Origin of the sequence: Prauserella muralis (assembly GCF_003202285.1) — a bacterium.
In the GTDB taxonomy this organism is placed as follows: domain Bacteria; phylum Actinomycetota; class Actinomycetes; order Mycobacteriales; family Pseudonocardiaceae; genus Prauserella_B; species Prauserella_B muralis.
In genome coordinates this window covers 129,805-144,243 of record NZ_MASW01000002.1, presented here as the reverse complement: position 1 = coordinate 144,243, position 14,439 = coordinate 129,805, and the positions used below count along the sequence as shown (strand labels likewise).

Sequence of the window (14,439 nt, the reverse complement as noted above, 5' to 3'; positions counted from 1 at the left end):
CGTCTCGTCAGCACACGCGGCGGCCGTCGAAGCTCTGACTCCTGGCATGTCGTGCCAGTCACAGTGGCGGGACCGTCCCGGACTCGCACCGGGTTCCACGACGACCGCGGGCCCGATCCTTTCACACGTCTCGGCTACCGTGCCGAAACGTGACGATCGTCGTGGTGGGAATCGGGGCCGACGGCTGGTCGGGCCTGCCCGAGGCGTCGCGGGCCGAGATCGCCGGATGCGAGGTGCTGCTCGGCGGGCGCAGGCAGCTGGACCTCGTGCCCGACGGCGGCTACGCGAAGCGGCCGTGGCCCAGCCCGCTGCTGCCCGCGCTGGACGGGCTGCTCGCCGAGCACGCCGGGCGCCGCGTCTGCGTGCTGGCCAGCGGTGACCCCCTGCTGTCCGGCATCGGCACCACGCTCGTCGAGCGGCTCGGCGCCGGGGCCGTGCGGATCGTGCCCACCGTGTCGTCGGTGACGCTGGCCCGCGCCCGCCTCGGCTGGCCGGCGGAGACCACCGAGGTGGTCAGCGCCGTGGGCCGCCACGTGCACCGGGTGCTGCGCGCGGTGGCGCCCGGCCGCCGGGTGCTGGTGCTCAGCTCCGGTGCCGCGACCCCCGGCGAGGTCGCCGCCCTGCTCACCGGCGCGGGCTTCGGTGCGAGCAGGCTCACCGTGCTGGAGGAGCTGGGCGGACCGGACGAGCGTCGGGTCGAGGGCACCGCCGCCGACTGGGCGCACCCGCCCGGCGCGGCACTCAACGTGCTCGCGATCGAGTGCGCGGGCCCGCCCGTGCCGCCACCGCTTCCGGGCCTGCCCGACGAGGCGTTCGAGCACGACGGCCAGCTCACCAAACGCGACGTGCGGGCGAGTGCGCTGGCCCGGCTCGCGCCCGCACCCGGCGAGCTGCTGTGGGACGTCGGCGCCGGCGCGGGCAGCGTGGCGATCGAGTGGGCCAGGGCCTGCCCGGCCAACCGGGCGATCGCCGTGGAGTCCCGGCCGGAACGGGCCGCGCGCATCGGCCGCAACGCCGCCCGGCTCGGCGTGCCCGACGTGCGGGTCGTCACCGGCGCGGCCCCGGACGCGCTGGCGGAGCTGGAAACGCCGGACGCGGTGTTCGTCGGCGGCGGCGTCAGCGTGCCCGGGGTGCTCGGCGCCTGCTTGGCCGCGCTGCGGCCGGGCGGCAGGCTCGTCGCCCACGGCGTCACGCTGGAGACCGAGCAGGCCCTCGCCACCGCCTACACCGAGCACGGCGGCGAGCTGACCAGGCTGTCGGTGCAGCAGGCGGGGCCACTCGGCGGCTTCACCGGCTGGACACCCGCCCGCACCGTGACCCAATGGAGTACGAGCAAGCGATGACCGTCCACTTCATCGGCGCCGGTCCCGGCGCCGCCGACCTGATCACCGTGCGCGGGCAGCAGCTGCTCGCGCGCTGCGGCGTGTGCCTGTACCCGGGCAGCCTCACCCCGGTGGACCTGCTGGCGCACTGCCCGCCCGGCGCCCGCCTCGTCGACACCGCCGAGCTCACGCTCGAGCAGATCACCGCCGAGCTGGTGCGGGCCCACGAGCAGGGCGAGGACGTCGCGCGGCTGTGCTCGGGCGATCCGGCCGTCTACAGCGCCGTGGCCGAGCAGATGCGCAGGCTCGACGCCGCCGGCGTGCCCTACGACGTCACGCCGGGCGTGCCCGCGTTCGCGGCGGCGGCCGCGGTGCTCGGGCGGGAGCTGACCGTGCCGACCGTGGGGCAGAGCCTCATCCTCACCCGCGCCCAGGCCCGCTCGACGGCGATGCCGGACGGCGAGGACCTGGCCACCCTCGGCGCGAGCGGCGCGACGCTCGCGCTGCACCTGGCGGTCAACCGCATCGAGCAGGTGGTGGCCGAGCTGCTGCCCAACTACGGCGAGGACTGCCCCGTGGCGGTGGTGGCACAGGCCAGCCAGCCGGAGGAGCGGGTGCTGCGGGGCACACTCGGCGACATCGCCGCCCAGGTGCGCGAGGCGGGCATCACGCGCGCGGCGATGATCTTCGTCGGGCGGGTGCTGGCGGCAGGGAACTTCCCGGACAGCTTCCTCTACTCCGCCGAGCGCCCCCGGAAGTCGTAGCCGGCGCGGAACGGGCCTGCCCGCCACCCCCGCTCCCGTGGACGGCCAACACGGCCCGAGCGTTCGCTCAGGCCCGGCCCACGATCGTTCCCGCCCGGTCCACGGCGACGACGTCCACGGTCACCGGCGCGTCGCCGAGCACGCCCGCCGCGGTGCGCCGGGCCCGCTCGGCCACCAGGTCGCCCAGCGGCACGCCCTCGGCCTGCGCCAGTTCGAGCGCATGCAGGGCCGTGTTGGCCTGCCGCACGGACACCGCCAGCCGCGGGCGGCCTGCTCCCTCGGCCAGTTCCGCCAGCAGGCCCAGGTCCACCTGGGAGCGTTTCGAGTGCAGGTCGAGATGCCCGGCGGCCAGTTTGGACAGTTTCGCGAACCCGCCGGCCAGTGTGAGCCGGGGAACCGGATGCCGCCGCAGGTACTTCAGCACCGCGCCCGCGAAGTCGCCCATGTCGAGCAGCGCGGTCTCCGGCAGCCCGTACAGCTCGGCGACCACGCGTTCCGACGTGCTGCCCACCGCCCCGGCGACGTGGGTGTGCCCGAGCGCGCGGGCCACGTCCACGCCGCGCCGGATGCTGTCGATCCACGCCGAGCACGAGTACGGCACCACCACGCCCGTGGTGCCCAGCACCGAGAGCCCGCCGACGATGCCGAGCCGCGGATTCCACGTGTGCCGTGCCATCTCCTCGCCGTCGGGAATGGAGATCTCCACGACGACGTCGGTGCCGCCACCGTGTTCGCGGGCGACCCGCTCGACGGCCTCGGTCATCAGCCGCCGCGGCACCGGGTTGATGGCGGGCTCACCCACCGGAAGCGGCAGCCCCGGCAGCGTGACCGTGCCCACACCCGACCCGGCGCGAAACGTCACCCCGGAGCCCGGCTCGCCCGCCCGCACGGTCGACACGATCAGCGCGCCGTGTGTGACGTCGGGATCGTCGCCCGCGTCCTTGACGACCCCCGCGCTGGCCACACCGTCGCCCAGCGTCTCCGTGGCCAGTGCGAAGCTCGGCCGCCGTCCCTTGGGCAGCAGCACCTCCACCGGGTCGGGGAACCGCCCGGTCAGCAGCGCCGTGTAGGCGGCGGTGGTGGCGGCCGTGGCGCATGCGCCGGTCGTCCACCCGTACCTCAGCTCAGTCACACTCTCACCGTGGACAGTATCGCCAGCACACGCGTGCTGATCCTCGGCGGCACCGCCGAGGCCCGCGCGCTCGCCTCCGCGCTGACCGGGCACGGGGTGCCGGTCGTGTCGTCGCTGGCGGGCCGGGTGGCCGAGCCGCGGCTGCCCGAGGGCGAGGTGCGGATCGGCGGGTTCGGCGGCCCGGACGGCCTCGCCCGCTGGCTCGCCGGCGAACGGGTGGCCGCCGTCGTCGACGCCACCCACCCGTTCGCCGAGCGCATCGGTGCCTCGGCCGCGACGGCCGCCGCGCGGGCGGGCGTGCCGCTGCTGCGGCTGCAGCGGCCCGGCTGGCGGCCCGGGCCCGGCGACGACTGGCACTGGGCGGACTCCCTCGGCGCGGCGGCCCGGCTGCTGCCCGCCCTGGGCACGCGCGTGTTCCTCACCAGCGGGCGGCAGGGACTCGCCGCGTTCGCCCACCTGGACCGGCTGTGGTTTCTCATCCGCTGCGTCGACCCGCCGGAGCCTCCGCTGCCGCCGCAGTCGGAGGTCCTGCTCAGCAGGGGCCCGTACCGGGCCGCCGACGAGGCGGAACTGCTGCGCCGCCACCGCATCGACGTGCTCGTCACCAAGGACAGCGGCGGCACGATGACCCGGGGCAAGCTGGACGCCGCCCGGCAGCTCGGTGTGCCGGTGGTCGTGGTGCGTCGTCCCGTCCGGCCCCGGGTGTCCGAAGTGACCGAAGTGAACGACGCGTTGACCTGGGCGCTCGAACGGGTGACGGGCTGGCCCGGCGAAAAGTCGGCTCCCGCAGCCCGCTAGCGTGACCTCCGATGCGGCCAGCCACCTCGATCAGTACGGAGACACCGGACCAGGTATCCGACGCCCCCGCCACCCGGGCAGGCGACGCCACGAAACGCGCCAGGTTCTGGCGGCGGCTGGCGGTCGTCCTCGGTCTGGTGGCGGCCGCGTGCGCCATCGCGTCGCCGTTCCTGCCCGTGGTGCAGGACACGGCACGCATCGTCTGGCCCGCGGGAGGCGACGCCTCCCAGGTCAACGCCCCGCTGGCCGGCTACTGGGCGCAGGACCTGCGCGCGGACCTGCCGTGTGAGACCGTCCGCTCGCTCGACGCCCGCACGCCCGGCGAGGCGTTGCTGTTCTCCACCGTGCCCGCCGCGCGCCTCGACGACGGCGCGGGCCTGCAGATGCGGGTCAACGACGGGGTTCTCGTCGCCTACAACGGCCCCGAACAGGTGGCCCGCCAGCCACTGCCCGCGACCGGCTGCGCCGTCGGCCTTTCCTCCGATGCCACGCACACCACGCTCACCGTGGGCGGAACGCCGGTCTACAACCGTGACGGCGACGTACGGCCCCGCGTCCTGGGCATCTACACCTCGATCGACGAGGAGTCCGACCCGATCGCCGGGCTGAACGTGTCGATCACGCCGGACACCCGCTACGAGTCCTCGCCGACCGCGCTGAAACTTACCGTGCTCGTGGTCGGTGTGCTCGCCATGATCGGCTGCCTGATCGCCGTGAACCGGCTCGACACCGGCGTCGCCCGGCGCGCGCCACGCTGGGCGCCGATCGGCTGGTGGCGCCTCACCGGGCGGGACCTCGCGGTGATCGGCGTGCTCGGGGTGTGGGTGTTCATCGGCCCGGTCACGTCCGACGACGGCTACATCCTGTCGATGGCGCGGGTCACCGAGGACGCGGGCTACCTCACCAACTACCACCGATGGTTCGGTGTCGCGGAGGCGCCGTTCGGCTGGTTCTACCACGTCTACCAGGCGATGACGCACGTCAGCGTCGTGCCGCCGTGGATCCGGCTGCCGTCCTTCCTGCTCGGCGTCATCAGCTGGCTGCTCATCAGCCGGGAGGTGCTGCCCCGCCTCGGCAAGGAGGTGCGGCGCAGCCGCGCCGCGGGCTGGGCCGCCGCGACGGTGTTCCTGGTGTGGTGGATGCCCTACAACAACGGCGTTCGCCCGGAGCCGGTCGCGGCCGTGGGCTCGCTGCTGGCGATCTGCGCCGTCGAACGCGCACTCGTCACCCGCAGGCTGCTGCCGCTGTGCCTCGGCCTGATCGCGGCGGCGTTCACCCTGGCGGCCACGCCCACCGGCCTCATCGCGGTGGCCCCGTTCCTGGTGGCGGGCAGACCGCTGTTCCAGCTGCTGCGGCGGCGGGCGCGCGACAGCGGCTGGCTGCACGTGCTGACACCGATCCTGGCGTCCGGCGTCGTCGTGCTGTTCACCGTCTTCGCGGACCAGACCTTCGCGACGGTCGCCGAGGCGACCCGGCTGCGCAACGAGGTGGGGCCGAGCCTGTCCTGGTTCCAGGAGCTGACCCGCTACGAGACGCTGTTCCGCTCCAACGCCGACGGCTCGGCGGCCCGCCGGTTCCCGGTGCTGCTGCTCCTGCTGTGCACGGGCACGTGCCTGGTGGTGCTGCTGCGCCGCGGCCGCATTCCCGGGGCCGCGCTCGGGCCGAGCCGCAGGCTCATCGGCACCGTCGCGCTGTTCTTCCTGCTGATGGCGCTGACCCCCACCAAGTGGACCCACCACTTCGGCGCGTTCGCCGCGGTCGGCGCGGCGATGGCGGCGCTCACCGCACTGGCCACCAGCGGCTCGGTGCTGCGCTCGAAACGCAACCGCGCGGCGTTCGTCTCCGGGCTGCTGGTCATGGCGGCGCTCGCCGTCACCGGGCCGAACGCGTACTGGTTCGTCTCCGACCTCGGCGTGCCCTGGTACAACATCCCGCCGCAGCTGTTCGGTGTCGGCCTGTCGACGATGCTGCTGTTCGCCGCCGCGGTGGCCGCGGTCATCGCCTTCGTCGAGAACATCCGCGCGCAGCGGCCCGGGCTGCCGCCGCCGCTGCCCGAGCGCAGGGGGCTGGCGCTGTGGCGCGGCTCGCTGGCGATCGTCGTGGTCTGCGGCCTCGTGGTCGTCGCGGAGTTCGGCTCGATGGCCAAGGCGATCCAGAAGCAGCAGGGCAGCTACAGCCTCGCCGCCGCGAACGTCGAGCACCTCTTCGGCAAGAGCTGCGGCCTCGCCGACTACGTCATGGTCGAACGCGACCCGGTGGCGAGCGTGCTCACGCCGCTGCCCGGCCCGCAGCAGCGCACCGTGCCCGCCGAGGGCGCAGAGCAGCCGGGGCCGGGCGGCCTGCCCTCACCCGACAGCGACAACGGCCCCACGCAGGTCGGCTTCCACACGCAGCCGCTCATGGGCGGCGACCCGCTCGCGGGCCCGCCGCACGGGTTCACCCCCAGCACGGTGCCGATGTGGAGCAGCTACAAGGAGACCGCCAACCCCACAGGTCGGCTGCGCACCGACTGGTTCGGCGTCGGCGCGCAGCGCGACGGCGGGCAGCTCGCCGTGGCCGTGTACGCCCCTGGCGGCAAGGCCGTCAGTGTCGGCCTGCAGTACGGCGAGCGGACGCCGCAGGGCATGCGGGTGCTGGGCACCAAGGAGGCGCTGGCCGCGGGTGCGGGCGCCGACACGTGGTCCGACGTGCGGCTGGACCTCGACGACGCGCCGCGGGGTGCGACCGCGGTCCGCGTGATCGCGAGGGACGACGACCTCACCGACGACGGCTGGGTCGCGGTCACCGCGCCGCGCATGCCGAGCTTCACCACGCTCACCGAGCGGGTCGGCGACGCCCCGGTGTACATGGACTGGCCGACGTCGTTCGTCTACCCGTGCCTCAACCCGATGAAGGTGCGCGACGGCATCGCCGAGGTGCCCGCCTACCACCTCACGGCAGGTGACCTGGCCAACGAGGCGAACTGGGCCGGGGCCAGGGCAGGCGGCCCCAACGGCATCCTCGAGGAGCTGGCGGACCAGCCGGAGATCCCGAGCTACCTGCGCGGCGACCCCGGCCAGTCGTGGGGGACGCTGGAGAAGGTCGAGCCCTACACCGAGGGCAGGGCACCGACGATCGTCCGCGGCGAGGAAACGCACTTCGGCTGGTGGTCGCCGGGCCCCGGCTACCAGCAGCCGAGCGGCGTGGGCCAGGGCAGCCGCTGACGGCGGTTCCCGGCCCGGCCGGGAACCGCTCAGTAGTGCCGCGGCGTCCACACCACCCGCGTGCCGTCGGGCTGCTCCCGCACGCGGGTGCGCGTCGAGCCGACGATGAGCAGGCACCGCATGTCCACGGTCGCCGGATCGAGCCCGCCCAGCGTGTCCACCCGCACCGACTCCTCACCGCCACCGACGTCCCTGGCGATCACCACCGGGGTGCCGGGCGGGCGGTGGCGCAGCAGCACCTCCCTGGCCGCGCCCAGCTGGGTGGTGCGGCTGCGGGATGCGGGGTTGTAGAGCGCCACCACCAGGTCGGCAGCACCGGCCGCGTCGAGGCGGCGCTCGATGACCTCCCACGGCTTGAGCCGGTCGGACAGCGACAGCACGCAGTAGTCGTGTCCGAGCGGTGCGCCGGCGCGGGCGGCGGCCGCCTGCGCCGCGGTCACCCCGGGAAGCACGCGCACCGGCACGTCTCGCCACTCGGGCCGCTCGGCCTGCTCCAGCACCGCCGACGCCATCGCGAACACTCCCGGGTCGCCGGAGGACACCACGGCGACCGTGCCGCCACCGCGGGCCAGCTCCAGCGCCTCGACGGCCCGCTCGGCCTCGACCCGGTTGCCGGAGGCGTGCCGCCGCTGGCCCGCGCGCTGCGGCACCTTCGCCAGGTAGGGGCCGTAACCGACGAGGTGGTCGGCGTCGGCGAGCACCTGACCCGCCTCGGGCGTGAGCCATTCCGGCCCGGCGGGACCGAGCCCCACCACGACGACCTCACCCGCGGTCGCGGGTTCGCTGCGGGCGGCGTCGGCACCGGACGCGCGGGCCGCGTACGCCGGGCTGGGTACCACGGCCAGCGAGAAGTACGGCACCGTCTCCGGGTCCACCTCGGCGAACGGCTCCACGCGCTGCGCCGTCCACGTGGCCCGCTCGACGTAGAACGCGTCGTCGAGCCTGCCCGACTCGGCCAGCGCCTCGTGCACGGCGCCGAACGTGCGGCCCAGCTTGAGCACGGCCGCGGAGTCGGTGTCGGCGAGCCGCCGCGCCAGCTCCGGCGCGGGCAGCGTCCCGGGCAGCAGCGTCAGCACCTCGTCGCGCTGCACGAGCGGCCTGCCCAGCACCGCCGACGCCGCGCTCACCGACGTCACCCCGGGCACGACGTGTGCCTCGTAGCGGTCGGCGAGCCGTTCGTGCATGTACATGTAGGAGCCGTAGAAGAACGGGTCGCCCTCGCACAGCAGCACCACGGTGCGGCCCGCGTCCAGGTGCTCGGCGAGCCGCTTCGCGGACAGCTCGTAGAACTCGGCGATGGCGCCTTCGTAGCCACCGGGATGGCTGGTGGTCTCGGTGGTCACCGGGTACATCAGCCGCTCCTCGAGCTGGCCCTCGCGCAGGTACGGCTCGGCGACCGAGCGCGCGATGCTGCGCCCGTGCCTGGCGCAGTGGTAGGCGATGACGTCGGCCTCGCCGATCAGCCTCGCCGCCCGGACCGTCAGCAGCTCGGGATCGCCCGGCCCGAGCCCGACGCCGTAGAGGACCCCGGTGCCGCTCACGCGATCTCCTCCCGTGCCCTGCGGGACACCCGCACCCGGTCGATCGCCGCGAGCGCGCTGCGCCGATTGTCACTCACGCGATCTCCTCCTTCGAGGCGATGGCGTTGACAGCCGCCACCGCCATCGCACTGCCGCCGCGCCGCCCGCGCACCGCCAGGTACGGCGCGGGCGCGCGCTCGATCAGCAGTTGCTTGGACTCCTCGGCGCCGACGAAGCCGACCGGGACACCGATGATCGCCGCCGGGGCGCCCACGCCCTCGTCCAGCAGCTCCAGCAGCCGGAACAGGGCGGTGGGCGCGTTGCCGATCGCCACCACCGACCCGGGCAGCCGGTCGCGCCACAGCTCCAGTGCCGCCGCCGAGCGGGTGTTGCCCAGCCGCTCGGCCAGCGCGGGCACGCGCTCGTCGGCCAGCGTGCACACCACGTCGTTGGCCGCGGGAAGGCGCCTGCGGGTGATGCCGCTGGCGATCATCTGCGCGTCGCACAGGATCGGGGCGCCCGCCTCCAGCGCGGCCCGGCCCGCCTCGACGACCTCCAGCGTGTAGGCCAGGTCGTCGACAAGGTCGACCATCCCGCACGAGTGGATCATCCGCACGGCGACGCCCGCGACGTCGTCGGGCAGGATCGCCAGGTCGGCCTCCTCCCGGATGGTCGCGAACGAGTGGCGGTAGATCTCCGCACCGTCCCGGATGTAGTCGATCACTGCTGTCCCTTCGCTGGTCGGCCGCGCAGCGCGCTGGCGAGCTCGGACGGGGAAACGAGAAGGCCGTCGACCCGGTAGCCGTCGTCGGCGGCCACGACGTCGTGGTGCGGGCCGCGAGGACGCCCGCAGCGCCGCTCGCAGCCGGAGAAGTGGGCGCGCACGTCCGGAGCCATCGCGGCGAGCGCGTCGGCGCGCACATCGGCGCGCGCCTTGGCGCAGCCGGGCCTGCCGATGCACGCGCTGACGCCGAGCGAGGGCGCGTCCCGGTCGGTGACCAGCCCGGTGCCCTCCGCGGCGCCGCCGTCGGGCAGCACGAGCGTGCGCCAGGGTGTGACGATCAGCTCACCGCACCGAGCGAGTCTCGCGAGCACGGCGGCGGGAACGTGACCGAGGACGGGCGCGGCGACGACCGCGCCGCCGCGCAGCGGCCCGACCGGCAGCGGCCCGGACAGCGGCAGCGCCACCGGGTGCGTTTCGCGGGCGAACCGTCGCGCGGCGGCCACGAGCGGCGCGGGGTACGCCTCGCGTACCCGCCACGCGCTGCCCCGGGTGCGGCCGAACGCGGCGGCGGCCTCCAGCAGCGCGGCGACCGCATGGCGTGCGGGCACGCGCAGGCCGGTGTCGCTGCCGTCGAGCAGCAGCGCACCCTCGTCACCGTCCACTGCCTGCCAGCACACGTCGGCACCCTCGCCCGCCACGTCGCCGCGGCCGTCGTCGAGGGCGAACAGGAACCGGCCGGGCAGCGCGGCCAGCTCCGGCCGGGCGCACAGCGCGCGGTCGAGGCCCCGGACCAGCGGCCGGATGTCGGTGAGGCCGCCGGAGAGGCCGGACGCCGGGGAGCCGAGGATGTTGCGCACGCGCTCGTGGCCGGGCGCGGGCAGCAGCCCGGCACCCGAGAGCCGCGCGACGAGCTCACCGGTGTCGCGGACGGCCCGCAGCTGAAGGTTCGCCCGCGACGTGAGATGAATCGCACCGTCACCCAGTTCGGCCGCGCACCCGGCCACCACCCCGGCCTGCGCGCCGGTCAGCGCACCGCCCGGCAGGCGCACCCTCGCCAGCGCGCCATCAGCGGCGTCGTGCGTGGCGACGACGCCGGGGCAGGCGTCGGCGCGGAGTCTCGTCGGGGCGGGCACGGACTCACTGTAGGCGGATGCCGGCCCGCGCCCGGGGTGGCCTGCTTGACGATGTCCGGCCGGGCACACGAGAGTGAGGCGCTGTGATCCTGCTGCTGTCCACGTCAGACACCGACCTGCTCAGTGCGCGCGCGTGCGGAGCCGGGTACCGGCTCGCCAACCCCGCGCGGCTCGACCTGGCCGAGCTGCCGGGCCTGCTGGAGGGCTGCCCGATCGTCGTCGTGCGCATCCTCGGCACCGAACGCACCTGGGCCGACGGGCTGCGCAGGGTGCGCGAGAGCGGCGCCCACGTCGTGGTGCTGGGTGGCGAGCAGGCGCCGGACGCCGAGCTGATGGCGCTGTCGACGGTGCCCGCGGGTATCGCCACCGAGGCGCACGCCTACCTGGCACACGGCGGCCCGGAGAACCTGGCGCAGCTGCACCGGTTCCTCTCCGACACGCTGCTGCTGTCCGGTGACGGCTTCGAACCACCCGCCGAGCAGCCCGAATGGGGTGTGCTGGAGCGGCCCGCCGCCGGTGGCGACGGCCCGACGGTGGCGATCCTGTACTACCGCGCGCACCACCTCGCGGGGAACACGGCGTTCGTCGAGACCCTGGCCGAGCGCATCGAGGCCGAGGGCGGGCGCGCGCTGCCGGTCTTCTGCGCGTCGCTGCGCTCCCGCCCGCCGGAGCTGATGGAGCGCCTCGGCGAGGCGGACGCCCTGCTGGTCACGGTGCTCGCGGCCGGCGGGACCCGTCCCGCGGAGGCGGGCGCGGGCGGCGACGACGAGTCGTGGGACGTCGCCGAACTGGCCGCGCTGGACGTGCCCACGTTGCAGGCGATGTGCCTGACCAGCGACCGTGCCACGTGGGAGGACAACGACGAGGGCCTGTCACCGCTGGACGCGGGCAACCAGATGGCGGTGCCCGAGTTCGACGGCAGGCTCATCACGGTGCCGTTCTCGTTCAAGGAGACCGACGCCGACGGCCTGCCCCGCTACGTGCCGGACGCCGAGCGCGCCGGCCGCGTGGCCCGCATCGCGCTCGCCCACGCCCGGCTCCGGCGGATCCCGCCCGGTGAGCGCCGCATCGCGCTGGTGCTCTCGGCGTATCCGACGAAACACTCCCGGGTCGGCAACGCGGTGGGCCTGGACACACCCGCGTCGGCGGTGACACTGCTGCGCCGCATGATCGACGCGGGCTACGACCTCGGCGACGAGCCGTTTCCCGGCGTGGTGCCCACCGGCACCGATCAGCCCGACGGCGATGCCCTCATCCACGCGCTGATCGAGGCGGGCGGGCAGGACCCGGAGTGGCTCACCGAGGAGCAGCTGGCGGGCAACCCCATCCGCATTCCCGCGGCGCGCTACCGCGAGTGGTTCGACGCACTGCCCGAGCGGCTGCGGGCAGACATGACCGAGCACTGGGGCGCGCCGCCCGGCGAGCTCTACGTCGACGACGGCGACATCGTGCTCGCCACGCTCCGGGCGGGCAACGTGGTGCTGATGATCCAGCCACCCCGCGGGTTCGGGGAGAACCCGGTGGCGATCTATCACAACCCGGACCTGCCGCCGAGCCACCACTACCTGGCCGCCTACCGGTGGCTGGAGGAGGAGTTCGGCGCGCACGCCGTGGTGCACCTGGGCAAGCACGGCTCGCTGGAGTGGCTGCCCGGCAAGACCGCGGGGCTCTCGGCGTCGTGCGCACCCGACGCGGTGCTGGGCAACCTGCCACTGGTCTACCCGTTCCTCGTCAACGATCCCGGCGAGGGCGCGCAGGCCAAGCGACGCGCGCACGCCACGATCGTCGACCACCTGATCCCGCCGATGGCCCGCGCGGAAAGCTACGGCGACCTGGCGCGGCTGGAGCAGTTGCTCGATGAGCACGCCAACATCGCGGCGATGGACCCGGCGAAGCTGCCCGCGATCCGCCAGCAGATCTGGACGCTGATCCAGGCGGCCAAGCTGGACCACGACCTCGGGGTCGCCGAGCGTCCGCACGACGCGGAGTTCGACGACTTCCTGCTGCACCTCGACGGCTGGCTGTGCGAGGTGAAGGACGCGCAAATCCGCGACGGGCTGCACGTGCTGGGCGAGGCGCCCACCGGCGAGGCGCGGGTGAACCTCGTGCTCGCCATGCTGCGCGCCCAGCAGATGTGGGGCGGCGCGTACGGCGCGGTGCCGGGCCTGCGGGCGGCGCTGGGCCTGACCGAGGACGCGCCGATGTCCGATGTGGACGCCATCGAGACCACCGCCCGCGAGCTGGTGCAGGCCATGGAGGACCGTGGCTGGGCAGGCGACGCGGTGGAACAGGTGTGCGCGGGGCATCCGGCCGCGGCCGAGGTCCTGCGCTTCGCCGCCACGGAGATCGTGCCGCGGCTGGCGGGCACCGAGGCCGAGATCGACGCGGTGCTGCACGCGCTCGACGGCGGCTACGTGCCTGCCGGGCCCAGCGGGTCGCCGCTGCGCGGGCTGGTGAACGTGCTGCCGACCGGCCGCAACTTCTACACCGTCGACCCCAAGGCCGTGCCGAGCAGGCTCGCGTGGGAGACCGGGCAGGCGCTCGCGGACTCGCTGCTGCGCCGCTACCACGAGGAGAACGGCGACTGGCCACGGTCGGTCGGCCTGTCGGTGTGGGGCACCTCGGCCATGCGCACGTCCGGCGACGACGCGGCGGAGGTGCTCGCCCTGCTCGGTGTCCAGCCGGTGTGGGACGAGGCGTCGCGGAGGGTCACCGGGATCGAGCCCATCCCCCTTGCCGAGCTGGGCAGGCCCCGCATCGACGTGACCGTGCGGATCAGTGGCTTCTTCCGCGATGCGTTCCCCCACGTCATCGACCTGCTCGACGACGCGGTCCGGCTGGTGGCCTCGCTGGACGAGCCGGAATCGCAGAACTTCGTCCGCGCCCACGCGGCGGCCGATCTGGCCGAGCACGGCGACGAACGGCGTGCCACGACCCGGATCTTCGGCTCCAAGCCCGGCACCTACGGCGCTGGCCTGCTGCCGCTGATCGACTCCGGCAACTGGCGCGACGACTCGGATCTGGCCGAGGTGTACGCGGTGTGGGGCGGTTACGCCTACGGCCGCGGCCTCGACGGCGCACCGGCGCGCCCGGACATGGAGAACGCCTACCGCCGGATCGTGGTGGCGGCCAAGAACACCGACACCCGCGAACACGACATCGCCGACTCCGACGACTACTTCCAGTACCACGGCGGCATGATCGCCACCGTGCGGGCGCTCACCGGCTCGGCACCGGTGTCGTACGTGGGCGACAGCACCAGCCCGGACTCGGTGCGCACCCGCACCCTGTCCGAGGAGACAACCCGGGTGTTCCGCGCCAGGGTGGTGAACCCGCGCTGGCTGGCCGCGATGCGCAGGCACGGCTACAAGGGCGCGTTCGAACTGGCGGCCACCGTGGACTACCTGTTCGGCTTCGACGCCACGGCGGGGGTCGTGCAGGACTGGATGTACGACAAGCTCGCCGAGTCCTACGTGCTGGACAAGCAGAACCAGGACTTCCTGGCCCAGGCCAACCCCTGGGCGTTGCGCGGCATCATCGAACGGCTCGACGAGGCCGCCGAACGCGGCCTGTGGGCCGAGCCCGACCCGGAGCTGCTGGAGCGGATGCGCGAGGTGTACCTGCGCATCGAGGGAGACCTCGAAGAGCAATGAGGACATGCCGGGCGCGGCGGCCCTGCTTGACTGCGCGCAGGTAGGGGGCACGAGCGGATCGACGAGCGCCTGCGCACGTTCCTGCTGGCGCAGGCGGTGTCCCCCAAGTGCATGGCGGGCACGTTCGCCGTGCTCGGCGAACACCGGGTCGCGTGCCTCGACCGCACGGGCAGCGGTGCCGGAACTGTGT

Annotated in this window: 9 protein-coding genes and 1 riboswitch; of the genes, 5 read left to right on the top strand and 4 right to left on the bottom strand. The window is 74.4% G+C overall.

Annotated elements, in window-relative coordinates; genetic code table 11:
- Positions 1-19: 19 nt before the first annotated feature.
- Positions 20-108: riboswitch (adenosylcobalamin (AdoCbl) riboswitch) on the bottom strand.
- Between the two features lie 41 nt (positions 109-149).
- Together cbiE and cobM are read left to right on the top strand one after the other, a co-directional pair.
- Positions 150-1,343, top strand: coding sequence for a precorrin-6y C5,15-methyltransferase (decarboxylating) subunit CbiE (cbiE, locus tag BAY60_RS11750; protein WP_245992451.1), 1,194 nt, complete (start codon positions 150-152; stop codon positions 1,341-1,343).
- A complete protein-coding gene (cobM, locus tag BAY60_RS11745; protein WP_112280991.1) occupies positions 1,340-2,086 on the top strand; it encodes a precorrin-4 C(11)-methyltransferase in 747 nt (248 codons plus the stop codon). The genes cbiE and cobM overlap by 4 nt, the downstream gene beginning before the upstream one ends.
- Positions 2,087-2,153: 67 nt before the next feature.
- On the opposite strand, the gene BAY60_RS37845 is transcribed toward cobM, so the two are convergent.
- On the bottom strand, positions 2,154-3,218 hold the full coding sequence (locus BAY60_RS37845) for a cobalt-precorrin-5B (C(1))-methyltransferase (protein WP_245992449.1): 1,065 nt from the start codon (positions 3,216-3,218) through the stop codon (positions 2,154-2,156).
- A 9-nt stretch (positions 3,219-3,227) separates the two neighbouring features.
- On the opposite strand from BAY60_RS37845, the gene BAY60_RS37840 reads away from it, so the two are divergent.
- Together BAY60_RS37840 and BAY60_RS11730 are read left to right on the top strand one after the other, a co-directional pair.
- Positions 3,228-4,016 (top strand): cobalt-precorrin-6A reductase, encoded by a 789-nt coding sequence (locus tag BAY60_RS37840; protein WP_245992448.1) that lies wholly within the window; start codon positions 3,228-3,230, stop codon positions 4,014-4,016.
- Between the two features lie 11 nt (positions 4,017-4,027).
- Entirely contained in the window at positions 4,028-7,219 is a 3,192-nt protein-coding gene (locus BAY60_RS11730; RefSeq protein ID WP_112280989.1) for an arabinosyltransferase domain-containing protein, read from the top strand.
- Between the two features lie 29 nt (positions 7,220-7,248).
- On the opposite strand, the gene BAY60_RS11725 is transcribed toward BAY60_RS11730, so the two are convergent.
- The 3 genes from BAY60_RS11725 to BAY60_RS11715 all read right to left on the bottom strand — a co-directional run bounded on the left by BAY60_RS11725 (position 7,249) and on the right by BAY60_RS11715 (position 10,596).
- Positions 7,249-8,760: a precorrin-2 C(20)-methyltransferase gene (locus BAY60_RS11725; protein ID WP_112280988.1), complete on the bottom strand. Its 1,512-nt coding sequence runs from the start codon at positions 8,758-8,760 to the stop codon at positions 7,249-7,251.
- A gap of 73 nt (positions 8,761-8,833) precedes the next feature.
- Positions 8,834-9,463 carry a precorrin-8X methylmutase gene (locus BAY60_RS11720; RefSeq protein ID WP_112280987.1) on the bottom strand — a complete coding sequence of 210 codons (630 nt, stop codon included), beginning with the start codon at positions 9,461-9,463 and terminating at the stop codon, positions 8,834-8,836.
- Complete coding sequence (locus tag BAY60_RS11715; RefSeq protein ID WP_112280986.1) at positions 9,460-10,596, bottom strand: precorrin-3B synthase; 1,137 nt, start codon at positions 10,594-10,596, stop codon at positions 9,460-9,462. The genes BAY60_RS11720 and BAY60_RS11715 overlap by 4 nt, the downstream gene beginning before the upstream one ends.
- Positions 10,597-10,679: 83 nt before the next feature.
- Here BAY60_RS11715 and cobN point away from each other — a divergent pair, with 83 nt between their 5' ends.
- Positions 10,680-14,249, top strand: a complete 3,570-nt coding sequence (gene cobN, locus BAY60_RS11710; protein WP_112280985.1) for a cobaltochelatase subunit CobN — start codon at positions 10,680-10,682, stop codon at positions 14,247-14,249.
- Positions 14,250-14,439 lie beyond the last annotated feature (190 nt).

Excerpts from the sequence above, each read along its gene's own strand:
- cobM (WP_112280991.1), top strand. The coding sequence starts at position 1,340 with ATGACCGTCCACTTCATCGGCGCCGGTCCCGGCGCCGCCGACCTGATC.
- BAY60_RS11730 (WP_112280989.1), top strand. The coding sequence starts at position 4,028 with ATGCGGCCAGCCACCTCGATCAGTACGGAGACACCGGACCAGGTATCC.